This window comes from Streptomyces roseochromogenus subsp. oscitans DS 12.976 (assembly GCF_000497445.1).
GTDB classification, from domain to species: domain Bacteria; phylum Actinomycetota; class Actinomycetes; order Streptomycetales; family Streptomycetaceae; genus Streptomyces; species Streptomyces oscitans.
Map to the genome: position 1 here is coordinate 3,210,705 of NZ_CM002285.1, position 24,889 is coordinate 3,235,593.

Annotated in this window: 21 protein-coding genes; 8 read left to right on the forward strand and 13 right to left on the reverse strand. The window is 71.3% G+C overall.

The annotated features are described in order from the left end of the window. The first annotated feature begins 33 nt into the window (after positions 1-33). The 3 genes from M878_RS63560 (at position 34) to M878_RS63570 (ending at position 4,809) form a co-directional block, all read left to right on the forward strand. Positions 34-2,733 carry a lysylphosphatidylglycerol synthase domain-containing protein gene (locus M878_RS63560; protein WP_023546922.1) on the forward strand — a complete coding sequence of 900 codons (2,700 nt, stop codon included), beginning with the start codon at positions 34-36 and terminating at the stop codon, positions 2,731-2,733. 158 nt (positions 2,734-2,891) lie between these two features. After that, on the forward strand, positions 2,892-4,436 hold the full coding sequence (locus M878_RS63565) for an alpha/beta hydrolase (protein ID WP_023546923.1): 1,545 nt from the start codon (positions 2,892-2,894) through the stop codon (positions 4,434-4,436). A gap of 169 nt (positions 4,437-4,605) precedes the next feature. Then, entirely contained in the window at positions 4,606-4,809 is a 204-nt protein-coding gene (locus M878_RS63570; protein ID WP_023546924.1) for a cold-shock protein, read from the forward strand. A gap of 183 nt (positions 4,810-4,992) precedes the next feature. On the opposite strand, the gene moeZ is transcribed toward M878_RS63570, so the two are convergent. From moeZ to M878_RS63620, 12 genes are all read right to left on the reverse strand, one after another. After that, positions 4,993-6,171, reverse strand: coding sequence for an adenylyltransferase/sulfurtransferase MoeZ (moeZ, locus tag M878_RS63575; protein ID WP_023546925.1), 1,179 nt, complete (start codon positions 6,169-6,171; stop codon positions 4,993-4,995). Positions 6,172-6,234: 63 nt separating this feature from the next. Next, positions 6,235-6,984 (reverse strand): spherulation-specific family 4 protein, encoded by a 750-nt coding sequence (locus tag M878_RS63580; RefSeq protein ID WP_023546926.1) that lies wholly within the window; start codon positions 6,982-6,984, stop codon positions 6,235-6,237. Further along, the gene (locus M878_RS63585; RefSeq protein WP_023546927.1) at positions 6,972-7,931 is read right to left on the reverse strand and encodes an NAD-dependent epimerase/dehydratase family protein; all 960 of its coding nucleotides are present in this window, start codon (positions 7,929-7,931) and stop codon (positions 6,972-6,974) included. Before M878_RS63585 ends, M878_RS63580 begins: the two co-directional genes overlap by 13 nt. Positions 7,932-8,436: 505 nt before the next feature. Then, positions 8,437-9,864 (reverse strand): hypothetical protein, encoded by a 1,428-nt coding sequence (locus tag M878_RS63590; protein WP_245238389.1) that lies wholly within the window; start codon positions 9,862-9,864, stop codon positions 8,437-8,439. 125 nt (positions 9,865-9,989) lie between these two features. Further along, positions 9,990-11,696: a DUF3492 domain-containing protein gene (locus M878_RS63595; RefSeq protein ID WP_023546929.1), complete on the reverse strand. Its 1,707-nt coding sequence runs from the start codon at positions 11,694-11,696 to the stop codon at positions 9,990-9,992. Between the two features lie 201 nt (positions 11,697-11,897). Next, positions 11,898-13,490, reverse strand: coding sequence for a dipeptide ABC transporter ATP-binding protein (locus tag M878_RS63600; RefSeq protein ID WP_023546930.1), 1,593 nt, complete (start codon positions 13,488-13,490; stop codon positions 11,898-11,900). A gap of 14 nt (positions 13,491-13,504) precedes the next feature. Then, positions 13,505-14,503, reverse strand: a complete 999-nt coding sequence (locus M878_RS63605; protein ID WP_023546931.1) for an ABC transporter permease — start codon at positions 14,501-14,503, stop codon at positions 13,505-13,507. Beyond that, complete coding sequence (locus M878_RS63610; protein WP_023546932.1) at positions 14,500-15,510, reverse strand: ABC transporter permease; 1,011 nt, start codon at positions 15,508-15,510, stop codon at positions 14,500-14,502. Before M878_RS63610 ends, M878_RS63605 begins: the two co-directional genes overlap by 4 nt. 4 nt (positions 15,511-15,514) lie before the next feature. Further along, the gene (locus M878_RS63615; protein WP_031224907.1) at positions 15,515-17,233 is read right to left on the reverse strand and encodes an ABC transporter substrate-binding protein; all 1,719 of its coding nucleotides are present in this window, start codon (positions 17,231-17,233) and stop codon (positions 15,515-15,517) included. A 205-nt stretch (positions 17,234-17,438) separates the two neighbouring features. Beyond that, complete coding sequence (locus tag M878_RS000000101425) at positions 17,439-17,534, reverse strand: Ms4533A family Cys-rich leader peptide (RefSeq protein ID WP_342452718.1); 96 nt, start codon at positions 17,532-17,534, stop codon at positions 17,439-17,441. 56 nt (positions 17,535-17,590) lie between these two features. Next, the gene (locus M878_RS47830) at positions 17,591-19,189 is read right to left on the reverse strand and encodes a DUF3152 domain-containing protein (protein ID WP_031224909.1); all 1,599 of its coding nucleotides are present in this window, start codon (positions 19,187-19,189) and stop codon (positions 17,591-17,593) included. 7 nt (positions 19,190-19,196) lie between these two features. Continuing rightward, a complete protein-coding gene (locus tag M878_RS63620) occupies positions 19,197-20,210 on the reverse strand; it encodes an alpha/beta fold hydrolase (RefSeq protein ID WP_023546935.1) in 1,014 nt (337 codons plus the stop codon). 255 nt (positions 20,211-20,465) lie between these two features. Between M878_RS63620 and M878_RS63625 the strand changes: the two genes are divergently transcribed. From M878_RS63625 to M878_RS63635, 4 genes are all read left to right on the forward strand, one after another. Further along, entirely contained in the window at positions 20,466-20,690 is a 225-nt protein-coding gene (locus M878_RS63625) for a hypothetical protein (RefSeq protein WP_023546936.1), read from the forward strand. A gap of 157 nt (positions 20,691-20,847) precedes the next feature. Then, on the forward strand, positions 20,848-21,489 hold the full coding sequence (locus M878_RS47835; RefSeq protein WP_031224910.1) for a TetR/AcrR family transcriptional regulator: 642 nt from the start codon (positions 20,848-20,850) through the stop codon (positions 21,487-21,489). Between the two features lie 144 nt (positions 21,490-21,633). Next, the gene (locus M878_RS63630) at positions 21,634-21,861 is read left to right on the forward strand and encodes a DUF3107 domain-containing protein (RefSeq protein WP_023546938.1); all 228 of its coding nucleotides are present in this window, start codon (positions 21,634-21,636) and stop codon (positions 21,859-21,861) included. Positions 21,862-22,067: 206 nt separating this feature from the next. After that, the gene (locus tag M878_RS63635; protein ID WP_023546939.1) at positions 22,068-22,337 is read left to right on the forward strand and encodes a hypothetical protein; all 270 of its coding nucleotides are present in this window, start codon (positions 22,068-22,070) and stop codon (positions 22,335-22,337) included. A 99-nt stretch (positions 22,338-22,436) separates the two neighbouring features. On the opposite strand, the gene M878_RS63640 is transcribed toward M878_RS63635, so the two are convergent. Next, the gene (locus tag M878_RS63640; protein ID WP_023546940.1) at positions 22,437-23,174 is read right to left on the reverse strand and encodes a ferritin-like fold-containing protein; all 738 of its coding nucleotides are present in this window, start codon (positions 23,172-23,174) and stop codon (positions 22,437-22,439) included. A gap of 502 nt (positions 23,175-23,676) precedes the next feature. On the opposite strand from M878_RS63640, the gene M878_RS63645 reads away from it, so the two are divergent. Beyond that, a partial coding sequence (locus M878_RS63645; protein ID WP_031224911.1) for a DEAD/DEAH box helicase occupies positions 23,677-24,889 on the forward strand: 1,213 nt, incomplete at its 3' end.

Genomic DNA, 24,889 nt, shown 5'->3' on the forward strand with positions numbered 1-24,889 from the left:
ACAGGAGACGCCGGCGCGTCCAGGGGCAACGGCGTGGAAGACGCGGGCACGCGCGCGCGTGCGAACCACCACGAGACCGAGGGGGCGCACGTCCCGGAGAACACGCCCCCCGACCACGGTCCGGGCGCAGACGACGATCCCCACGCCGAGGCCGTGGAGGGCGACGAACCGCTGCTCCCCGCGCGTGTGCACCGCCCCTCCGACCTCATGCGGCTCCTGGTGGGCCTGCTCGCCATCGTGGTGCTGCTCGCGATCGCCGCGTTCGCGCACGGCACCACCTCGGGCCTCGAACAGGACATCAACAAGGGCACCGGGCAGGCCCCCGACCTGCTCATCAAGATCGCGGGTCTGGCGTCCAGCATCGCGATCCTGCTGGTGCCGGTCGCCTTCGCGATCGAGCGGCTGATCAAACGGGACGGGCTGCGCATCGCCGACGGCGTCCTCGCGGCCGTCCTCGCCCACGGAGTGACCCTGGCGACCGACCTGTGGGTCGCGCGGGCCGCACCGGACTCGATCCAGGAGGCGCTCACCCAGCCCTCGCCGGGCGACATCCACGCCCTGACCGACCCCGTGCACGGCTATCTGGCCCCCGTCATCGCCTATATGACGGCCGTCGGCATGTCCCGCAGACCCAGATGGCGCGCGGTGCTGTGGATCGTGCTGCTGCTCGACGCGTTCTCGATGCTGGTCACGGGCTACACGACCCCGTTCTCGATCATCCTGACGGTGCTGATCGGCTGGACCGTCGCCTACGGCACGCTGTACGCGGTCGGCTCCCCCAATGTCCGCCCCACCGGGCAGACCCTGATGGCAGGCCTGCGCCACGTCGGCTTCCACCCCGTCAGCGCGGCCCGCGAGGAGACCACGGAGTCGGAGAACGGCGACCGCGGCCGGCGTTACTTCGTCACCCTGGAGGACGGCCCGCCGCTGGACGTCACGGTCGTGGACCGGGAACAGCAGGCCCAGGGCTTCTTCTACCGCGCGTGGCGCAATCTCACCCTGCGCGGCTTCGCCACCCGCTCCAGCCTGCAGTCGCTGCGCCAGGCGCTGGAACAGGAGGCGCTGCTGGCGTACGCGGCGATCGCGGCCGGCGCCAACGCGCCCAAGCTGATCGCCACTTCCGAACTCGGCCCCGACGCCGTCATGCTCGTCTACGAGCACTCCGGCGGGCGCACGCTGGACTCGCTGGCCGACGCGGAGATCACCGACGAGCTGCTGCGCAACACCTGGCACCAGGTACAGGCGCTGCAGTCGCGGCGCATCGCGCACCGCAGGCTCGCAGGTGACGCGATTCTGGTGGATCGTTCCGGCAGGGTGATCCTCACCGAGCTGCGCGGCGGCGAGATCGCGGCCGGTGAGCTGCTGCTGCGCATGGACGTGGCGCAGCTGGTCACGACGCTCGGTCTGCGGGTGGGCGCCGAGCGGGCGGTGGCCTCGGCGGTCGGCGTGCTCGGCCCCGACGCGGTCGCCGACTGCCTTCCGATGCTGCAGCCGATCGCGCTGACGCGCTCCACGCGCGCGACGCTGCGCCGGCTGGCCCGGGAGCGCGCCCAGCGCGAACGGGAAGCGGTCCTGGAGGCGTCCCGGCAGGCCAAGCAGGCCCGCCTGGACGAGGCCGCCGAGACCAGCGGGTCCGCCCTCGAAGAGCCCGGCAAGAAGACGGTCCGCGCGGAGCAGCGTGCGGAGCGGCGGGCCATGGACGAAGCCCTCGACGAGGCCCGCGAGGAGGATCTGCTCACCCAGATCCGGCACGAGGTGCTGCGGATCAGGCCGCAGGCGCCCGTGGAGCCGGCCCGGCTGGAGCGGGTGCGGCCGCGCACGCTCATCAGCTTCATCGCGGGTGCGATCGGCGCGTACTACCTGCTGACGCAGCTCACCCACATCGAGTTCGGCACGCTGTTCGCGCAGGCCCAGTGGGGCTGGGTGCTCGCCGCGGTGGCGTTCTCCGCGCTCAGCTATGTCGCCGCGGCGATGGCGCTGCTGGGCTTCGTGCCGGAGCGGGTGCCGTTCCTGCGGACCGCGGCCGCCCAGGTCGCCGGGTCCTTCGTGAAGATCGTGGCGCCTGCCGCGGTCGGCGGTGTCGCCCTCAACACGCGCTTCCTGCAGCGCGCCGGCGTGCGCGCCGGGCTCGCGGTGGCGAGCGTCGGCGCGTCGCAGCTGTTCGGGCTCGGCTGCCACATCCTGATGCTGCTGTCCTTCGGCTATCTGACCGGCACGGAGAAGACGCCGTCGCTGTCGCCGTCCCGGACCGTCATCGCGGGTCTGCTGACGGTGGCGGTGCTGGTGCTCGTGGTGACCTCGGTGCCGTTCCTGCGGAAATTCGTCGTCACGCGCGTGCGGTCGCTGTTCGCCGGTGTCGTACCGCGCATGCTCGATGTGCTGCAGCGGCCGCAGAAGCTCGTCACCGGCATCGGCGGCATGCTTCTGCTGACGGCCTGCTTCGTGATGTGCCTGGACGCCTCCGTGCGGGCCTTCGGCGACGGCACCTCCTCGCTCAGCATCGCCAGCGTCGCCGTCGTCTTCCTTGCCGGCAACGCGCTCGGGTCCGCGGCGCCCACCCCGGGCGGCGTGGGCGCGGTGGAGGCGAGCCTCACGCTCGGCCTGATCGCCTTCGGCCTCCCCAAGGAGGTCGCCGCTCCGGCCGTGCTGCTGTACCGCCTGCTGACGCTGTGGCTGCCGGTGCTCCCGGGCTGGCTGGCCTTCAACCACCTCACCCGCAAGGGAGCCCTGTAGGCGACCGAGCCCCTCTGGGCAGGGGGCGTGCGCCTCGTCACGGCAGAAGTGCGCGCCTCGTCACGACAGGAGTGCGCGCCTGATCATGACGGCAGGGGGCGTACCTCGGACGGCCCGCGCCCCGCGCGCACCGGCGTGCACGCCCCCAGGATGGGGACATGGCGATTCCCTCCCGGCTGCGCGCCGCCGCCCTGGCCACCTCTGCCCTGCTGCTGTCGGCCCTGCTGGCCGGATGCGGCGACGGTGGCAAGGACGGCGATCTCTCGGCGCAGAAGCTGGACTGGAAGGGCTGCCCGGCCCCGTCCGAGGCGGAGGGCGGCGGCACCGCCCCCTCCCCGCTGCCGGGCGGCGGCACCTGGCAGTGCGCCACCATGAAGGCACCCCTGGACTGGAGCAAACCGAAGGGCGACACCATCGGCATCGCCCTGATCCGCGCCAAGGCCAGCGGCCCCGCGAGCAAGCGGATCGGCTCGCTGGTGTTCAACTTCGGCGGGCCCGGCGGCAGCGGCGTCAGCACACTGCCCGCGTTCGGCGAGGACTACGCCGCCCTGCGCGCCCGCTATGACCTGGTCAGCTTCGACCCGCGCGGGGTCGGCCGCAGTGCGCCGGTGAAGTGCGAGAGCGATGCCCAGCTGGACGTGTACTTCCAGCAGGACGCGACCCCTGACAACAGCGCCGAGCGCACCGCGCTGGTGAACCGCACCAAGCAGTTCAACGCGGCCTGCGAGAAGAACTCCCGGCAGATCCTGCCGCACGTGTCGACCACGGACGCGGCCCGCGACATGGACCTGATGCGCCAGGTCCTCGGCGACGCCAAGCTGCACTACTTCGGCATCTCCTACGGCACCGAACTCGGCGGCGTGTACGCCCACTTGTTCCCCAGGAACGTCGGCCGGGCCGTCCTCGACGCCGTCGTCGACCCCACGCAGAACCCCGAAGAGAGCGCGCTGGGACAGGCCAAGGGCTTCCAGCTCGCGCTCGACAACTTCGCCGAGGACTGCACCTCGAAGACCTCCGAGTGCCCGATCGGCAACACCGCGCAGGACGTGAAGGACCGCATCGCGAAACTCCTCAACGACCTGGAGAACAAACCGATCCCGGGCATCCCGCCGCGCCAGCTCACCCAGACCGCCGCGACCAACGGCATCGCACAGTCCCTGTACTCCAAGGATTTCTGGGAGTACCTCACCGAGGGCCTGGAGCAGGCGTACGAGGGCGACGGCAAGGTCCTGATGCTGCTGTCCGACTCGATGAACGGCCGCAGCGAGAACGGCGAGTACAGCAACATCACCGCGGCGAACACCGCCATCAACTGCGCCGACGAGAAACCTCGGTACACCGCCGACGACGTCCAGCGGAAGCTGCCCGAGTTCCGCGCCGCCTCCCCGCTGTTCGGGGACTACCTGGCCTGGGGCATGGTCAGTTGCACCGACTGGGCCGTACCGGGCGCCGCCGATCACCCGGACGTCAGCGCACCCGGCTCGGCGCCCATCCTCGTCGTCGGCAACACCGGCGACCCGGCCACTCCGTACGAGGGCGCGAAGAAGATGGTCGAGGCGCTCGGCAAGGGCGTCGCCGTCGAGCTGACGTACAAGGGCCAGGGGCACGGTGCGTACGACAGCAAGGACGCGTGCGTACAGAGCGCGGTGAACGCCTACCTGCTGGACGGCAAGGAACCGCAGACCGGCACGGTCTGCTCCTGACCCGAACAGGGCTACGGGTCCCCTGGGCCGTCACGCAACTCAAGGATCACCCGAATGGCGTACCTGATGTCGCCACTCGGCTGGCGGCGTGATGTCCTGGAAAGGGGTTCCGTACCATGACCCAGGCCCGCGTTGATCAACCGCTGGCCTTTCAGGAAGGGCTCGCGAAATGGCCGAGGGAACCGTGAAGTGGTTCAACGCGGAGAAGGGGTTCGGATTCATCACGCCGGACGGTGGCGGCCCGGATGTGTACGTGCATTACAGCGCGATCACCACACAGGGCTATCGATCCCTGGAGGAGAACCAGCGGGTCGGGTTCGAAATTACCCAAGGCCAAAAGGGCCCACAGGCCGAAGGCGTCTACCCCCTGTGACCTGCGTCCGGGAATCCCGGCAATGCGATGTACGACATCGCGGACAGCCCTCGTTTTCCATTGAGTTCATATCCGCCCGGCAGGCCGCCGACACGCTCGGCATCGCAACGACAGAAGCCCACGGCATCCGAACTGGTCGGAGCCGTGGGCTTCGTCAGCCCCGCTGGTCAGCGGAACCGTTGATCAGTAGACCGGCTTGTGCGGTTCGATCTGGTTGACCCAGCCGATGACGCCGCCGCCCACGTGGACGGCGTCGGCGAAGCCCGCGGACTTCAGAACGGCGAGGACTTCCGCACTGCGGACACCCGTCTTGCAATGCAGGACGATCTTCTTGTCCTGCGGCAGGTCCTGCAGGGCGGCGCCCATGAGGAACTCGTTCTTCGGGATCAGCTTGGCGCCCGGGATGGAGACGATCTCGTACTCGTTCGGCTCGCGGACGTCGATGATCTCGATGTTCTCGCCCTCGTCGATCCACTCCTTGAGCTGCTTCGGAGTGATCGTCGAGCCGAGGGCCGCCTCCTGGGCCTCCTCGGAGACGACGCCGCAGAAGGCCTCGTAGTCGATGAGCTCGGTGACGGTCGGGTTCTCGCCGCAGACCGCGCAGTTCGGGTCCTTGCGGACCTTCACCTGGCGGTACTGCATCTCCAGGGCGTCGTAGATCATCAGGCGGCCGACCAGCGGCTCGCCGATGCCCGCGAGGAGCTTGATGGCTTCGTTGACCTGGATGGAGCCGATGGACGCGCACAGCACGCCCAGGACGCCGCCCTCGGCGCAGGAGGGGACCATGCCGGGCGGCGGGGGCTCCGGGTAGAGGCAGCGGTAGCAGGGGCCGTGCTCGGACCAGAAGACAGAGGCCTGGCCGTCGAAGCGGTAGATCGAACCCCATACGTACGGCTTGTTCAGCAGCACGCAGGCGTCGTTGACCAGGTAGCGGGTCGCGAAGTTGTCCGTGCCGTCGACGATCAGGTCGTACTGGCTGAAGATGTCCATCACGTTCTCGGCTTCGAGCCGCTCCTCGTGAAGGACCACGTTCACGTACGGGTTGATCCCCTTGACGGTGTCACGGGCGGACTCGGCCTTGGACCGGCCGATGTCGGACTGGCTGTGGATGATCTGGCGCTGCAGGTTCGACTCGTCGACCTCGTCGAACTCCACGATGCCGAGGGTGCCCACGCCCGCGGCGGCCAGGTACATCAGCGCCGGCGAGCCCAGGCCGCCGGCGCCCACACAGAGCACCTTGGCGTTCTTCAGCCGCTTCTGCCCGTCCATCCCGACGTCGGGGATGATCAGGTGGCGGGAGTACCTGCGGACCTCGTCTACGGTGAGCTCAGCAGCTGGCTCAACCAGGGGTGGCAGCGACACGGGGACTCCGTTGATCGGTCAATCACTACAGTGTTCTTCTCGTAAACACTGCCATGGCCTTCTTCATTCCGAGACACCTGTTCCGATACGCGAGACGATTTCGTCCCAGTAGCCGGGCATCGTCTCCCAGGGGTCGGCGCGGCCGCGGCGGTCCGTGCGGTCGGTGAAGTAGATCGTCGCCGCTCCCTGCCAGCGTGCGATGCGCAGCGCCTCCTCCAGGTGGCCGCGGGGCACGCTGTGCACGAAGTGGCAGAAGCGGTCGGGCGGATAGTCGGCGGTCCATTCGGCGACCTGCGACCAGCGGTAGTCGGACCAGGCGCCCGAGAAGGTCACCAGCTGGTCGGCGTGCTCCGCGTACCCGAGGTACGGGTGGCTGCCGTGGCCGAGGACGATGTGCGCGCCGTCACTGATCGCCCGGAGCGTGGTGACCGCACGGCGGACCTCGGGGAGCGCGGTTCGGTCGGTGGGGCAGCGGTCCAGCAGGAAGCCGTCGACCCGGTACCAGTCGAGGTGGCGGTGGGCGTCGGAGAGCAGGTCGCCGAAGTCGCGGGCGCCGTGGGTGAGGTCCAGTTGGCCGAGGACGCGGACGCCCGCGCCGCGCAGCCGGCCCGCGGCTTCCAGGCAGTGCGGGTCCGGGCGGCTGCCGGGGCCCCCGGCCACGTTGAGGACCACCCAGTCCAGCGGGGTGCCCGGGCGGGCGAGTTCGGCCCACTGGGCGGGGGCGACGAGTGGGTGGGCGTAGCCGGGGATGCCGAGGGCGGTGCGCAGGCCGGTGCTCGTGGTGCCTGCTGTGGTGCTGGTCAGATGCGGCATGCCGCCTCCATCCAGATGTCGGCAAGGGATTCTTCGAGGTTGATGCGGGGCCGCCAGCCGAGCCGGTCGCGCGCGGTGCGCACATCGGCCTGCTGCCAGCTGCCGCAGCCGTCGGGGTACGGGTACGCCACCGGGGCCGCGTGGTCGGAGTCGGCGCGGGGGTGGCCGATGGCGCCGCGCAGCGGGCCGGGCGGGGCGTCCAGCTCGTGGAGGGCACCGCCGTACCCGGCCACGCGCGCGAGGACGGCGGCGGCGTCGCGGAGGCGGACGGCGCGGCCTGAGCCGATGTTGATGACGCCCTGGGCGGCGGAGAGCGAGGCGGCGTGCACGGCGCGGGCGACATCGCGTACGTCGACGAAGTCGCGCTGGATGCCGAGGCCGCCGAGTTTGAGTTCGCCGTCGCCGGACTGCATGGCCCGCCGCATGGCCTCGGCGAGCCGGCCCAGCGGGGAGCCGGCCGGGGTGCCGGGGCCGGCCGGTGAGAAGACGCGCAGCACGACGGCGTCCAGGCCGGAGCCGAGGACCAGTTCGGTCGCGGCGAGCTTGCTGACGCCGTACGGGCCGCCGGGGCGCGGTACGGCGTCCTCGGCGGTGGAGGAGCCGGGCTGGCTCGGCCCGTACTCGGAGCTGCACCCGATCTGCACCAGGCGGGCGCCACAACCGCTGCGGCGCAGGGCCTCGCAGACGGTGGCGACGGCCACGGTGTTGTGCCGGGTGAGCTCGCGGGCGCCGCCGCGGATGGCGCCCGCGCAGTTGATCACGACTCCGGGGTGCACCGCGTCCAGGAAGCGGGTGAGTGCGCCGGGGCTGCCGGTGGCGAGGTCGAAGCGGACGTCGGCGTCGTCGCCGCGGCCGAGCGCGGTCAGCTGGACGGCCGGGTCGGCGAGCAGGCGGTCGGCCACGAAGCGGCCGATGTATCCGTTGGCTCCGATCAGCAGAACCCTCATCGGACGGCTCCCGGGGTGTGGGCACTGGCGTGACGGGCGGAGCCGGCGTGGCTGAGGGGACAAATGTGAAGGGGACAAATGTGACTGGCGGGATCGGTGTAACTGGCCGTGGCAGCACGACTGATGCGGCCGCTGTGACCGATACCGATAGGACCCATGTGACTGGCGGGATTGGGGGTATCGATGTGGCTGGTGGGATCCGTGTGACCGGCACGGGCGGCAGGACTGGTACAGCCGCTCTGCCTGGCGGGGTCGACGGGTGTGGTGGGCCAAGAGGGTGCGGTGGGTCCGCCCGCTCTCACGGTGCCGGCGGATCCGGTGAGTCCCCGGACTCCGGCTCCGGCGGTCCCGGCGGCTCCTGCGCCCACGGCTGCGGCAGCTGCGGACGAGCCGGCGGTTCCGGGGGCTCCGGACGCTCCGGGTCGGGAGGTGGTCATCTGGCTTTCTCCTTCAAAAGGGGTGGTGCGACCGCCTCCGGCGGTGGTTCGGGCCGGTGGCGGAAGGTTCACTCGGGGGCTCCCGTGGCCGCGTGTGCCGAGGCCTGGGTGAGGGTGCGGCCGGCGTGGGCCAGCAGAGCCAGCGCCGCGACGCCGCAGGCGAGTGCCGGGACGGCGGGCGCGCCCCAGGCGTTCACAAGGGTCCGTACAGGGGCCGCCAGGACCGCGCAGCCGGGCAGCCTCGCGGCCAGCGGCAGGGCGACGGCCACCGCCTCCATGGCCGCCGCGGCGCCGAGCACCACGGCCGGGGCATGCCGGTGGTGGTGCGCGGTGAGCAGGCGGGCGAGCAGCAACAGCGCGCCCAGGGCGAGGGTCTGCGGATAGGCCCCAGGCTCGTGCAGGACGGCGCCGCACACCAGGAGCAGTGCGGCGAGCGCGCCCAGGAACAGGGCGAACGCGCCGAACAGCAACGGTCTGGCAGCCGCCGTGAAGTCCCCCAGCCCCCGGCTGCCGACGAGCCTGCGGCGGGCGCCCGTGGTGAGCAGATGGGCGCACCAGGCGGCCGGGGCGCAGGCCAGTGTGAGGGCCAGGACGGGCGCGGTGGCGGTGGGCCAGGGGCCGTTCGGGGCGCCGGTCGGCAGGGCGTCGGGGCCACCCGTCACGGCGGCCTTGAGGAGACCGTCGCCGAGGAGGGCGTATCCGAGCAGCCAGAGGGTCCACGCGCGCGTGCCGTTCGCCGTGCGCCACGCGTGTGTGCCGGTGCCGGCCGGGCCGGCGAGGGGACCGCGGCGCAGCGCGGCACGCATGGCGAGGGCGACGGCGAGGACGCCCGCGAGGGCGTCCAGGAGGCGGGGGTGGCCGTGGGTGAGGCGGAGTCCGGCCACGGTGGCCGCGCCGAAGGCGCCGGGCAGGAGGGTGAGGAGGATCCAGTCCGCGCGGACACGGGGTGCGGGCAGGGGCTCGGTCCGGGGGCCTTGCTCGCCGCCTCGCGGCACGCGCGCGTACAGCTCCTCGGCGAGCGAGAAGACGTCGCGGTGGCGGAAGCGGGCGGCGGTCCGGTCGGTGACGCCCTGCGCCTCCAGCCCAGCGGCGATCTCCAGGGGGTCCACGGCCCGCTCGCACAGGTCGCGGTGCCGGTGCAACAGCGCTTTCACCGGGTCGCCGGCTCCCCGCCGGGGCGCGGCGACGCGCCCCTTACTCGACTCCGGACCATCCGAATACCCTTTGCAGGAAGGCGAGTTGAGCGACCCCGGATCGCCCGATTCCGCCTGGGTCACGACGCTCGCCGCAAGCGGTCCGGGGCCGGGCCGGCCGAGCCGGTCAGCGACACCAGCGGGGCCAACCGCGCCGGACACGGAGCCGGACGGCACGGAAGAGCCCGCGCGATCCGACGAGGTGTCGCCGGACCAGGCCTCCTCACCGCCCCAGTCGCCACCCCGGTCTCCCTCGCCCCACTCCCCCGACCGCGTGTCCCAGGGTTCTGCTCCCCTGGGCATCCCGGGCCGGTCCAGCCCGCCCAGCGCACTCGCCGCGCGCAACGCGTCACCGGAAGCCCCCGGCACGGCGGCCGGACCCGGGGCTTCCGGCTTCCCCGGCACCTGCCATTCGCTCAGCTCGCTCATCACGCCCCCTCCGCAGCCGCCAGAGGTGTCGCGCGTACCGGTGAGGCCGTGGCCCAGCCGGGGACGGTCCGGGGCAGGACGCGGGCCGTGGGGCCGGTCCAGCGCCCGGGGACGTGGGACTCGGCGGGGGTGGCGAACGGCAGAGGTGCGCCGGCCTCGTCGAGGACGACCCGGCGGACCGGACAGTGCGAGACGATCTCCAGGTAAATGCCGTGAAATGCCGAGATGTTCTGCTCGACGGTGAACAGTTCGAGCGCGCGGGCGCGCGCGGCGGCGCCCAGGCGCTCACGGCGCTCGGGGTCGCGCAGCAGCGCCACACACGCCTCCGCGAGCGCCCTCGGATTGCGCGGGGGCACGACGAGCCCCGTGCCCCCGATGACTTCCACCACCGCGCCGACGTCGGTGGAGACCGTGGCCCGGCCGCAGAACATGGCCTCGATGAGGCCGATCGGGAACCCCTCGACCACGCTGGACAGCACGACGACCGCTCCGGCGGCGTACGCGTCGGGCAGCGTGGGAGCCTCCGGGCCGCCGATCTCCTCGAAGGAGACCGGGTTGTCGCCGACGGCGTGCGCGCCCTCCGCCTCGTCCGGGAAGAGCTGTGCGGCGAGCGCCCGGCAGTGGCCGAGGTAGGCCGCACCCTCGGGTCCCGAGGGCGCGCCGACGATCCTGAGGCGTGCCTTGGACTCCTCCTTGCGGACCTCGGCGAAGGCGTGCAGCAGCGAGATGAGGTCCTTGGCGGGTTCGATGCGCCCGACCCAGATCAGCGTGTCCGGGTCGGCGCGGTCCGGGGCCTCGCCGACCTCCGCGAAGCGGGCGGCGTCCATGCCCGGGTGGACGGTGCGGATCCGGGCACGGTCGGCGCCGCACCGTTCCTGCCAGCGGCGGGCGTGGGCGTTGCCGGGGGTGAGGATCTCGGCCCGCCGGTAGACCTCCGCGGCGAGCCGGGCCTGGAAGGCGCCGAGCAGCGCGCGTACGGCGGGGGCGGCGGCGCCGGGGCCGAGGGCCAGGTAGTGCGAGCGCAGCGGTACACCGTACTCGGTGACGAGCAGCGGCACGTCGGAGAAGTGCCGGGCGAGCAGCCCGGGCAGGGCGGCGGACCCTCCGGCGGCGGCGTGGCAGAGGTCGGCCGCGCCGAGGCCGTCGTCGCCGTACCAGTCGAGTGAGAGGGGGCGCAGGGCGCGTTCAAGGTGCGCGGTGACGGTGAGCAGATCGGGTAGGCGCGCCTCGTGCGCCGTGCGCAGCGCGCCGGGGGCGTGACAGGCGCGTTCGAGGGCGTGCACGGCGGCGTCCGAGCGCAGAGCGCCGACGAGTCCGCCCTGCTCGCGGGCGAGTTCGGCGAGTCCGTACAGCGCGCTGCCGAAACGGTCCGGCAGATCGGCGGCCGCACCCTCGGAGGCGGCGTCGGCCCCGGTCCCGGCGCAGATCGCCCCGACGAGTGCGCCGTAGCACTCGGTGAAGCGCCGGCGCGCGCGCCGCCCGTAAGCGACCCCGTCGTCCTCGGACGTCCACAGCGGCGCCGTACGTACCCGGTCGACGTGCGGCGGGAGCGGGACCCAGCCGTCCTCCTCCTGGCGCCGGCTGCGGCTGAGCGCGTAGATGTCGAACTCGTGCTGCTCGAGCCCGCGCACGAGCCGTTCGCACCAGAGTCCGGCGTCACCGCTCACATAGGGGTAGCCACCCTCCGTAAGCAGTCCGATGCGCACGTGTGCACCCCCGATCTCCCGTCTGGGGAGCCGCCGTTGTCCCGGCGGCTCGCGGCGGGACGAACGTAAGGGGACAAGGCGGTGGTGCGACGGACGGTTGTCCATCGCACCACCAAAAGGGGTGAACGGTCGTAACTTTCGCGTGCGGGTCGCGTTCAGTCGCGCTATGGCTTCACACGGCGATCGGCCAAGCACAAAACGTTACGCCACAGCCGGCTCCCGGCGGGCCGCGCGCCGCTGGGCCGCCAGCTCCGGGTCGAGCGCGGGTACGGCGGCCAGGAGCTGCTTGGTGTACGGCTCGCGCGGGCTGTCGTACACCTCGTCGGCCGGCCCGTACTCGACGATCCGGCCCCGGCGCATCACCGCGACCCGGTCGCTGACCTGCCGTACGACGGCGAGGTCGTGGGCGATGAAGACCAGCGCGAGGCCGAGTTCCCGCTGGAGTTCGCCGAGCAGCTCGACCACCTGGGCCTGCGTGGTCACGTCGAGCGCGGAGACCGGCTCGTCGCAGACGATGACACGCGGTTCGGCGGCGAGCGCCCGGGCGATGCCGATGCGCTGGCGCTGGCCGCCGCTGAACTCGTGCGGGTAGCGGTCGCAGTGCGCCCTGTCGAGACCCACACGCTCCAGCAGTTCCGTCACGCGCCCCCGGATGCGCTCCTCACCGCGTTCCCCACGCGCGCGTAGCGGGTCGGCGATGGACTCGCCCACGCTGCGGCGGGGGTTGAGAGAGGAGACAGGGTCCTGGAAGACCATCTGGACGGCCGGGTTCACGCCGGTGTGCGGGCGGCCCGCGTAGCGGATCGCGCCGGCCGTCGGCTCCAGCAGCCCGACCAGCATCCGGCCGAGCGTGGTCTTGCCGCTGCCGCTCTCGCCGACCACGCCTAGGGTCTCGCCCCGGCGGACGGTCAGCGAGACGTCGTCCACGGCCGCGAACGCCCGCTTGCCCCGCCCGAACTCGCGCCGCAGCCCGGTGGCCTCCAGCACGAGCTCGTCGGTGGCCCGGGAGCCGGCACGGCGGGCCTCCACGCGCGGGACGGCGTCGAGGAGTTCGCGGGTGTACGCCTCGGCGGGAGCCGCGAGGACCGTGCCGACGGGGCCGTGCTCGACGGCCCTGCCGTGCCGCATCACGAGGAGGTCGTCCACGCTCTCGGCGGCGACGCCCACGTCGTGCGTGACGAGCAGCAGGCCCATGCCGGTCTCCTCGCGCAGCGTATGCAGCAGGTCGAGGATCTGGGCCTGGACGGTGACGTCGAGGGCGGTGGTCGGCTCGTCGGCGATCAGCAGGTCCGGCTCACAGGCGAGCGCCATGGCGATGAGGGCTCGCTGGCGCATACCGCCGCTGAACTCGTGCGGCCGGGACCGGGACCGCCGTACAGCGTCCGGAATTCCAACCCGCTCCAGCACCTCCACGGCACGCGCGCGTGCGCTACGACGCGAGACGCGCGCGTGCACGCGATAGACCTCGGCGATCTGGTCGCCGATCGCGTAGTACGGGTCGAGCGAGGACAGCGGGTCCTGGAAGACCATGGCGGCCTTCGCGCCGCGCAGCCGCCGCAGCTCCTCGTCCGGAGCGGCCTGTACGTCCGTACCGGCCACGTGGACCGAACCGGTGACCCGGGCCCCCGTGCCCCGGTGCAGGCCCAGCAGGGCACCCGCGACCGTGGACTTGCCGGAGCCGGACTCGCCGACGAGGGCCAGCGCGGCCCCCTTGGCCAGGCTGAAGGAGAGTCCGTCCACGGCCCGCAGGTGGCCGAACTCGACCGTCAGGTCCGTGACTTCGACCAGGCTCATGCGTTCGTCCGGGCTCATGCGAGCACCACCCGTCGGTCGGCCACCGCGTACAGCACGTCCGCGACGGCGTTGGCGAGGACCACGAAGAAGCCGATGACCAGGACCATCCCGACGACCACCGGCAGATCGACGACCTTCACCGCGTGCACCAGCTCCTGGCCGATGCCGGGCAGGCCGAACAGAGTCTCGGTGAGGACGGCGCCGCCGACGGCGGAGCCGACGTTGTTGGCGTTCAGCGCGATCACGGGCGCCAGGGCGCCGCGCAGCGCGTGCCGTGCGACGATCGCGCGCTCGCCGACTCCGTAGGCGCGGAAGGTGCGGATGTGGTCCTCGGCGAGGGTTTCCAGCATCGAGGCGCGGGTCAGGCGGGCGAAGGCGGCCGCCTCGATCAGGGCCAGCGACAGCCAGGGCAGCAGCAGGTTCCACGCCCACTGTTCGGGGTCGTCGGTGAGGTTGACGTACTCGGGGAAGGGCAGCAGCCGCAGTTCGCCGCAGACGACGATCATCAGCACGAGACCGATGACGAAGACGGGCGTGGCCGTGCCGGCGAGGGTGACCGCGGTCAGCGCGCGCTCGGAGAAGCGGCCGCGCCGCCACGCGGACAGCACGCCGGTGCCGACACCGAGGACGAGCCACACCACCATCGCGCCCAGGACCAGCGACAGGCTGACCGGCAGCTTGGTCAGGACGATGTCCAGGACGGGCTGGTCGGTCTGGTACGACTGCCCGAGGCAGGGCGCCGCGCAGTGCGCGACCGAGGTGCCCGTGGAGAAGTCCTGGCCGACGAAGAGGCCCTCCAGGAAGTGCCAGTAGCGCAGATACAGCGGGTCCCCGAGCTTCAGCTGCTCGGCGACCTGGTGCACCTGTTCCGGCGAGCAGCGGGGACCGCAGGTGATCTGGGCGACGTTGCCGGGAGTGACGTAGAAGACGACGTAGACGATCACCGAGATGGCGAGCAGGGTGACCACCGTGCCGACGGCCCGGCGCAGCAGGAATCCGCCGAAGCCGTTCATGCGGTTCCCTCCTTCTCGCTCGCTGCGGGCTCCTTGCGGCCGGTGCCGACGCCCAGGCGGGAGGCGGCGCGCGGGTCGAGGGCGGTGCGCACGCCGTCGCCGAGGACGGTGAGGGCGAGAACGGTGACGAACAGGGCTCCGGCCGGCAGCAGCAGGTACTGGGGCGCAGCCTGGTACCAGACGTCGGCGTCGGTCAGCATCTGTCCCCAGGACGGGGTGGGCGGCTTCACGCCGACGCCGAGGAAGGACAGGGCCGCCTCGACGGAGATGTTCGTGGGCACCAGCAGCGCGGCGTAGGTGATGACGGGGGCCGCGAGGCCGGGCAGCAGCTCGCGGCGGGCGACCCGCCAGGCGCCCCAGCCGCTCAGCCGGGCGGCGGAGACGTAGTCGAGCCCCTTCAGGGACAGCGTCTGGGCCCGCACGATCTTCGCGATGTTGCCCCAGGCGATCAGGCCGATGACGAGGGTGACCAGGACGGGCCGCGGGAAGCTCGACGGCACGATCGCCAGCAGGGCCAACGACATGATCATCAACGGCATCGCGACGATGATGTCCGTTGCCCGGCTCAACAGTTGATCAACCCATCGATTGCCGAGCGCCGAGGCCACACCGACCGCGACACCGATGCAGACCTGGACCACCGTCGCCGCCAACGCCACCCCCAGCGACACCCGCGCCCCGTAGACCAGCCGGGCGAACATGTCGCGGCCGGTCTGAGGCTCGACGCCCAGCCAGTGGTCGGCGCCGATGCCGCCGAAGGAGCCGATGGGCACGCCCCCGCGCGCGGAGTCGATCAGGGACGGGTGGTAGGTGGTGGGGTCCTGGCCCTCCAGCGCGGTGAGCAGCGGCGCGGCGAGCGCGATCAGGACGAGCAGCGCGACGACGGCCGCGGCGACCAGGGCGGCGCGCTGCGCACGCAGCCGCCGCCAGAACTGACGTACCCCCGAGACCGCCGGGACGGCGGTGTCCGCCCCGGCGGTCTCGACGGCGACAAGTGCCTCGCTCACGGCGTCACTTCACCGCGACCTGGGAGATGTCCAGCACGCCGGTCCAGTCGCTGATGACGATGTTCTTGACGTCCGAGCCGTACAGACGCTTGTAGACCGGGTGGAACAGCGGCACGACGAGGGCCTTCTCGCCGATCTTCTCGTCCAGTGCACCCCATCGCTTGGCGGCCGCGTCAAGGTCGGTCAACTTGTTGATCGCGTCAATCTCGTCATTGACCGACTTGTCATTGAGCAGGCCCGTGTTGAAGTTGGCTCCATCCTTGACGATCTGCCGGCCGTCGAAGATCGGGGCCAGGAAGGGGCCGCCGGAGGGCCAGTCGGCACCCCAGTGCGCGAGGAAGAAACCGGGCTCGGTCTTCACGCTGTGGATCGTGCCCCGGTAGTCGTTGTCCTCCAGGCCCTGCAGTTTGACCGTGATGCCGGCCTTCTTGAGCGCGTCCTGGACGGCGGTCGCGATCTCCGGGCTGGTCTCGAAGTCCTTGGCGTTGGAGTGGGTCAGCGTGATGGTGAGCCCGCTCTTGTAACCGGCCTGGGCGAGCAGCTCCTTGGCCTTGGCCGGGTTGCCGGAGGCGCCGGCCGGGAACGGGTCGTACGGCGTGTAGCCGAAGGACTTCTGGTGGGGCAGGAAGGTCGTGGCGGGCTCGGCGAGCGCGCTGCCGCCGGCCGCGTTGACCACCGAGGACCGGTCGATGGCGTACGCGATCGCCTCCCGCACCTTCGGGTTGTCGAACGGCTTCACGGTCGGGTTGAACGCGAGGTAGTTCGTGTAGCCGAAGTGGCCGGTGCCCACGCGCGCGGCGAGTTCCCTGTCCCCGCTGACCTTGGCGAGTTCGGCCGGTCCGAGGTTGGTGTCCGTGGTGACCGCGGCCGCGTCCGCGCCCTGGGACGCCGACAGCCGCTGGTTGATCACGGAGGAGTCGAGGCCGGAACGGACGTCGACGGTGTCCGGGTACGCCTTGCGCTCGGCGTCGGTGGCCGCCGACCAGTACGGGTTGCGCGTGAGGAGCACGTGCTCGCCGTCGTTCTCGTTCTTGACGACCTTGTACGGGCCGGACGAGATCGGGTGCTCCTCGTACTTGGTGCCGTTGTCCTTGCTCTTGGGCACCGGCGTGAACTGCGTCTGGGTGGCGAGGAACGGGAACTCGCCCTCGGGCTTGTCCAGATGGAAGACGATGGTCCGGGCGTCCGGCGTCTCGATCGCCGAGAGCCCCTTCTTGTCCTTGTACGGCCCCTGGTAGTCGGCGGCGCCGACCAGCCAGTCACGCAGGTACGGCGCGCCGCCGGACAGCTCGGGGGCGAAGGAGCGCTCGATGCCGTACTTGATGTCGGCCGAGGTGATCGGCGTGCCGTCCTCGTACTTGAGGCCCTTCTTCAAGGTGTACGTCCATACGGTCGCGTCCTTGTTGGGGCGTCCGGTGTCGGTGGCGAGGTCGGGGACGACCTTGGAACCGGCCGCGCCGTTCTCGCGGTTGCGTGTGGTGAGGGTGCGGAACACCAGCGACGGGACGTTTCCGCCGCCGGAGGTGTAGAGGCGGGCCGGGTCGAAGTCGGTCTGCGGCTGGGAGTTCAGCACCGTCAAGGTGCCGCCCTTGTGGGGCGTGGAGTCGCCACCGGAGCCCTTGGCATCGTTGTCCTTCGGGCCGCAGGCGGCGGCGCCCGCTGCCACGACGAGGCTGACGGATGCCGCTGCCACGCGGCGCGCTATGACGGACGGTTGACGCATCGGAATGACGACCTCTCGGGGAAATGATCGGGAAAATGATCGGGGCCCTGATCAAGGGCTTCTCGAAAAGTGAGACATGCGGACGAGGAATGAGACGACTGCGAGCAGACGTCGGCCCCGGCGCCGGGTCGCCGAAAAATCCGTGACCACGGGTCACGGACGGAGAAGAAAGAAAGGTCGCGACGCGAACGCCGGGGAGGCGGCGTCAGCGACAGTGGATGTCGGATACGCAGAGCGCGGTCACGCCGATGAGCGCCAGCTCGATGGCTGCGCTCTCACGGACGGCATGACTAGACCACATGCGCAGAAATATGAACGAACATACGCCTCATGTCAATGTGACGTAAGCGGCGCCCGTCAACTCCTGGGATACGGCCAGGGGTTGGGCAGACAGTGGATTCCGTCATGGTCGAGGAACTTGGTCTGCTGCTGCATGACGGGAGCGAGTTCGCCGCTCTTCTGGCAGCTCACATGGCCGTACCCGAGCCGGTGGCCGACCTCATGGTTGATCAACATCTGCCGGTAGGGATGGATTTTGTCCCCGTATGTCTTGCTGCCCTGGGCCCACCTGTATGCATTGATCATCACTCGTTCGGTGGAGGCGGAGTCGCAGGAGACGTTGTCCTCCGTGGTGTCCAGCCCGGACTTGGCGCACCACTGGGCGGTCGTACCGGGGCTGGCCAGGGTGATCACGAAGTCTGGCTTGCCGGAGGAGATCCGCTCGAAGGTACGGGCGCCGCCGTGGGCCCAACTGCGGTCGTCGTTCAGGGTCTTCTGCACGGCCTCGGCGAACAGCTCACCGTCCAGGCCCATGCCCTGCTCGACGTCCACGCGATAGGTGTACTTCCGCCCGGTGCCGGGCGCCTTGGCGAAACCGGGCACCGCTTCGAACTTCCCCGAGCCCTTCAGCGTGGCGCTGAGCGGGTACGTCCGGTCCATCTTCTGCTCGTACGACAGCGTGACCGTGCCGGGTGAGGAGGACGGGGTCTGGCCGGCTTCGGGGCGCGCGTCACCGGCCTGGCCGGACGCGGACCGCGACTGCGTGCCGCCGTCGTCCTGCGACTTGGCCACCTGTCCGGCGACGATCACCGCGAGCACGGTGGTGACGGCGGCCGCGGCGATACCGGTGAGGGTCCGGCCGCGAAGCGCTCCCTGGGAGGTGGCTCCGTCGTCGCGCGACGGCGAGTGCGCCGTGGTTGCTCGCGCAGCTCCCCGCGCCCCTTCCGGGGCGCCTGCCTCCGGCGCGTCGGCCGGGTACTCCTCGGCTGGGCGAGGCTCGCCCTTGCGGGGTGCGAAGACGTCGATGTCCTCGTCCGTCCCAGCCGTGCCACCGCGCCCGCCGGCGCGCCCGTCGGCGAAGGCGTCGAGGAACTCCTGCCGAGGCCCGGCTCCCGGCCCTGCACCCGGCCCCGCCGGCCGCTGACGCGGAAGTACGACACCGGGCCCGGCCGCCCCCGCGAACTCACCCCAGCCACCACCGGCTTCCCGCTGCTCGGGGTGCCCACCACGGGCGGCAGCACCCTCATGAAAACGCGGCACACCGTGCCCGGGGGTGCCGTCGGGAAGCCTCGGGACACCCTGCGCGGGGGTCCCGTCGGGGAATCGGGGCACACCGTGCGCCGGAGTCCCATCGGGAAGCCTCGGAACACCATCGGCCGGCGTGCCGTCAGCGAAACGCGGCACACCATGAACCGGAGTCCCATCGGGAAATCCAGGCACGCCATGGGCCGGCGTGCCGCCCATCGGCGCCTGTCGCTGGCCCGGCAGCAGCGGCTGTCCGCCTCGCGCCGCGGCGGCACCGTACGGCCCTTCCCCATACGGCGTCCCGGATGCGCCCCCTTGCTCCGGAACGTTCCTGCGGGCGCTCGGGCGGGTGCCCTGCTGGGGTGTGCGGTTGGCGGTTATGTCCGCGGAGTCGTCCTTGGGGGACGGGCCCCGCCGGCTGTGGCGTCCCACGCGGGCCTCAGCTCCCCGCGCCCGGGGCGGCGACGCCACTGTCGGCGTCCTCGGCGTCCGTGCTCAACCGCCCGGTGTCCCCGAGGAGTTCACGGAACGCCGTGGCCACCACGTCCGGGTACTCCATCATCGCCACGTGCCCGGCGTCCGGCAGGGACAGCAGGCGGAAGTCAGGGAAGGAGCGGGCGGCGCGGCCGGCCATGCGGAAGCCGACCAGCTGGTCGCGGCCGCCGTAGACGAGCAGGGTCGGCGCGAGCACGCGCTCGGCCTGGCGCCACAGCCCGTGCTGTCCGCCGAGCGTGTACGCGTTGACGATCCCGCGCGCGGAGCGGGCCATCGCGTCCCAGAAGTACGGCAGCTGCAGCCGCCGCTCCAGCTCCTCGACCGCGTCCTGGAACGCCTCGGGCGACACCCGCGACGGGTCGCCGTAGCAGAGCGCCATCACCCCGCGCACCCGCTGCTCGGCCGTCCACTCCTTGGTGAGCCGGGTGAACAGGGCCGCGACCCCGGGCACGCCGAGCAGCGCGGTCGGCGCCGCGGTGCGCTGAATGCGCAGCTCCGGCAGGGCGGGCGACACGAGGGTGAGCGTACGGACGAGGTCGGGTCGTACGGCGGCCACGCGCGTGGTGACCGCGCCGCCGAGTGAGTTGCCGAGCAGGTGGACCGGGCCGCGGCCGGCCGCGTCGAGATAGCGGATCACCGCGCGCGCGTGCCCGGTGACGGAGTAGTTCCCGTCGTCCGGGGGTGGTGAGTCGCCGAAGCCCGGCAGGTCGAGCGCCTCGCTGTCGACGACGCCGTCCAGCTCGGCCATCAGCGTCGACCAGTTCTGCGAGGAACCACCGAGCCCGTGGACGTACAGCGCGGGCGGCAGGCCCTCGCGCGCGGGACGGCGGGAACGGATCGACAGGGTGACCCCGGGCAGCCCCACGGACCGCAGCCGCTCGCCCTCACCGACCCGGACGGGCGCCACCTTCGGAAGCACACTGGCGGCCGGCACGGACGGCGACTCGGTCGAAGACATGCGCCAATGTTACGAGGTGATCACGCCGAGGTTCGTGTGTTCGCGGTCACAGAGTGAACCGGGAGTGACAGGTGAACCGGACGACTGCGAGCGGAACGTACGTGATCGGTGAACACCGGTGTTCACCGGTGAACAAGGGCAGCGAACGGACGAGACGGCATGGCGTACGGGAGGGGTGTCTCATAGGCTCATACCGAGGGCACCCGCATGTGGCCCCTGCTGTTTCCAGGGACGTTCGTAGGAAGGGAGCCCACCATGGCCTATGACCCCACAGAGCCCGACGCGGCCGAGGAGGACCTGGAGACCGACCAGGCCGAGAGCGACGTCGAGGCACCCGAGGCGGACGCCGCCGAGCAGCACACCGACCTCTCACCGGAGCATGACGACCCGCTGACGGGTGTGGACCAGGACCGTGCGAACGTGGCCGATCTGGTCGAACAGGCGCGTGTCGTCTCACTCGACGAGGACGACTACCGCTGACCCCGACGCGGTCCCGCGGCCGTACCCGGAGCCCGGTGCCGCTTTCGCCACCGTCCGGTACGTGAAATTCTGCGCTCGCACCGCGCACACCACGGTTACCGAAAAGTACGATGGCCGCGCGGCTGACACCGCGAAATGGACGACTTTGGGAGGCGGCGTGACAGCCATCGAGCAAACTGAGGCGGCCCGCCCGCGTGGCACCCGTCTGCCGCGCCGAGCCCGACGGAACCAGCTCCTGGGCGCGGCCCAGGAGGTTTTCGTCGCGCAGGGCTATCACGCCGCGGCGATGGACGACATCGCCGAGCGGGCCGGCGTGAGCAAGCCGGTGCTCTACCAGCACTTCCCCGGCAAGCTCGACCTGTATCTGGCCCTGCTGGACCAGCACTGCGAGTCGCTGATCCAGTCCGTGCGGAGCGCGCTGGCCTCGACGACCGACAACAAGCAGCGCGTCCGGGCCACGATGGACGCCTATTTCGCGTACGTCGAGGACGACGGCGGCGCCTTCCGGCTGGTCTTCGAGTCGGACCTGACGAACGAGCCCGCGGTCCGCGAGCGCGTCGACAAGGTCACGAACGACTGCGCCGAGGCGATCTGCGAGGTCATCGCCGAGGACACCGGCCTGTCGCGCGCGGAGTCGATGCTGCTCGCCTCAGGCCTCGGCGGTCTCGCCCAGGTGGTGGCCCGCTCCTGGCTGCACAGCGACCGCAGCGTGCCGCGCGACCAGGCGGTGCAGCTGCTGACCTCGCTGGCCTGGCGGGGGATCGCCGGCTTCCCGCTGCACGGCACCGAACACCACTGAGCACCGCAGACGGCCGTTTGTTCCCGCACGCTGTTCGCTGACGGCGTTCCGGCCCGCAGCGTGTACGTCCCCTCACCGGACTAATGTGTGCTGGGTACGGCGCGGAAGATCGCGCACATCACTGACCGTCGGAGGGACAAAGCCGTGGAGGTCAAGATCGGCGTGCAGCACGCGCCGCGCGAGATCGTTCTGGAGAGCGGTCAGAGCGTCGAGGAGGTCGAGCGCCTGGTGTCCGAGGCGCTGACCGGCAAGACGCGGCTGCTGAGCCTCGAGGACGAGAAGGGCCGCAAGGTCCTGGTGCCGACCGACCGCCTGGCGTACGTGGAGATCGGCGAACCGACCGTGCGCAAGGTGGGGTTCGGCGCGCTGTAGGCCGACGGAGCGAAAAGGGCCCGGTGGCTGTGTGCCACCGGGCCCTTTCGTTCGGGGTGTGACCACAGCCTTCCGTAGGCTTCCGCACGGACTGTGCACACAGTTGGAGCACAACTCCTCCACAGCGGAGGGTTGCACTCCGCAGGTCACGGGTATGACGGGCTACGACCGTATCTGGCCAGACCGGCCGTGGGAGGGACCCCGACATGATCCTGGAAGCACTCGGATCCGCAGTGCTCGGTCTGATCCTCGCCGGGGCGGCGGCGTACCGCCTGTCGCACCGGCTTCCGGCCCGCCCGCTGGTCCTCTCGACAGGCGTGGCCGGCGCCCTCTTCGGCGACTTCGTCACCCACACCGCCCTCGGCCCCGGCGCCGCCTGGCTGAGCCTCGTGGGCGCCGCGATCATCTCGGCAGCGTCCCTGTCCCTCCTCCTGCGCCCGTCGGCGGGCCTGCGCCGACGATCAGCGACGGCGTAGGCGCAGCCGAGCCGTCAGGGGCGCGGGGAACTGCGCGACCAGCCCCCACGCACCCGCAGCCGCGAGACAACGGCACCCACCCCCAGAGCCCACCCGCTCTCAGGCCGCGAGGCCCAGCGCAGCCATCCGCTTGGTGTGCGCCTCAGTGATCCGCGAGAACATCCTCCCGACCTCCGCGAGATCGAACCCGTCGGCCACCCCGCCCACGAGCATCGTGGACAGCGCGTCACGGTCGGCGACCACCCGCTGGGACTGCGACAGCGCCTCCCCCATCAGCCGCCGCGCCCACAGCGCCAGCCGGCCGCCGACGCGCGGGTCGGCGTCGATGGCGGCCCGCACCTTCTCCACCGCGAACTCGGCGTGCCCGGTGTCGTCGAGAACGGCGAGAACCAGTTCCCGGGTGTCGGAGTCGAGCCGGGCCGCGACCTCCCGGTAGAAGTCGCTCGCGATCGAGTCGCCGACGTACGCCTTGACCAGGCCCTCCAGCCAGTCCGAGGGCGCGGTCTGCTTGTGGAAGCCGTCGAGCGCGGCGACGAACGGGTCCATGGCGGCCGTCGGCTCCTCGCCGATCTCGGTCAGCCGGTCCCGCAGCCGCTCGAAGTGGTGGAACTCGGCCGAGGCCATCTTCGCCAGCTCCGCCTTGTCCGCGAGGGTCGGCGCGAGCTTCGCGTCCTCCGCGAGCCGCTCGAACGCCGCCAGCTCCCCGTACGCGAGCGCGCCGAGCAGGTCCACGACGGCGGCGCGGTAGTGCGGGTCGGCGGAGGCCTGCGCCCAGTCCTGGGCGGCGACGCCCGTGGGCGCTGCGGAGTCGTTCTCAGGCTTGTCAGAGCTAGTCATGAGGCGCACAATAGTCCGCTCGCGCGGCCCCGGAAGGCCCTGGTGGATCAGTGTGACCACCATGACGTGACCAAATCGGCCATCGCATGTGCGTGAATCCGGGGTATGGTGGTAATGCGCCTGCCAGAGTGCGTCGACGGTGTTCGACGTCTCCCGACAGGGCGCACGCATGAGGATGCCCGGTCGGTGGCCCGATCGGCTCCGACCCGACAGCCCTCCCTGGTCGTACGACACAGTACGTACGCCGACCGGAGGGACCCTCAGCGGTACGAGCGCTAGAGCGTCGGCAGAGGTCCCGTGCTTTACGGCTTGCCCCAGTGGTTCGCCCGTACGGCAGCCGACGTCCCCGGCACGGTCCGTCATGACCCCCGCGCTCGCCTCGCACCGCGCACACAGAAGAGGCATGACCCTGACTACGACGTTTCGAGAACTCGGAATCCTCCCCGAGACCGCCGAGGCCCTGGAGGCCGTCGGCATCATCAATCCCTTCCCCATCCAGGAGATGACGCTCCCCGTCGCCCTGTCCGGCACGGATGTCATCGGCCAGGCCAAGACCGGCACCGGCAAGACGCTGGGCTTCGGTCTTCCGCTCCTCGAGCGCGTCACCGTCCCCGCCGACGTGGAGGCCGGACGCGCCGCCCCCGAGGCCCTCACAGACGCCCCGCAGGCCCTCGTCGTCGTCCCCACACGCGAGCTGTGCACCCAGGTCACCAATGACCTGCTGACGGCCGGCAAGGTCCGTAACGTGCGGGTGACCGCGATCTACGGCGGCCGGGCCTACGAGCCGCAGGTGGAGGCCCTGAAGAAGGGCGTCGACGTGGTCGTCGGCACCCCGGGCCGGCTGCTCGACCTCGCGGGCCAGAAGAAGCTGAACCTGAAGCACGTCAAGTGCCTGGTCCTCGACGAGGCCGACGAGATGCTCGACCTGGGCTTCCTGCCCGACGTCGAGAAGATCATCGACATGCTGCCCGTCAAGCGACAGACCATGCTGTTCTCGGCGACCATGCCGGGCGCGGTCATCGGGCTCGCGCGCCGCTACATGTCGCGGCCCACGCACATCCGCGCCACCGCGCCGGACGACCAGGGCGCGACGGTCGCGAACATCAAGCAGTTCGTGTACCGCGGTCACTCCATGGACAAGCCGGAGATGGTCGCCCGCATCCTGCAGGCCGACGGCCGCGGGCTGGCGATGATCTTCTGCCGTACCAAGCGCACGGCCGCCGACATCGCCGAGCAGCTGCAGCGCCGCGGGTTCGCCTCCGGCGCGGTCCACGGCGACCTCGGCCAGGGCGCCCGCGAGCAGGCGCTGCGCGCCTTCCGCAACGGCAAGGTGGACGTCCTGGTCTGCACCGACGTGGCCGCGCGCGGCATCGACGTCGAGGGTGTGACCCACGTCATCAACTACCAGTCCCCGGAGGACGAGAAGACGTACCTGCACCGCATCGGCCGTACGGGCCGCGCGGGCGCCAAGGGTACGGCGATCACGTTCGTCGACTGGGACGACATCCCGCGCTGGCAGCTGATCAACAAGGCGCTGGAGCTGGGCTTCAACGACCCGGTGGAGACGTACTCGACGTCCCCGCACCTGTTCTCCGACCTCGGCATCCCGGCCGGCACGAAGGGCATCCTGCCGCGCTCGGAGCGGACCCGTGCGGGTCTGCAGGCGGAGGAGCTGGAGGACCTCGGCGAGACCGGTGGCCGCGGTGCGCGCGGCC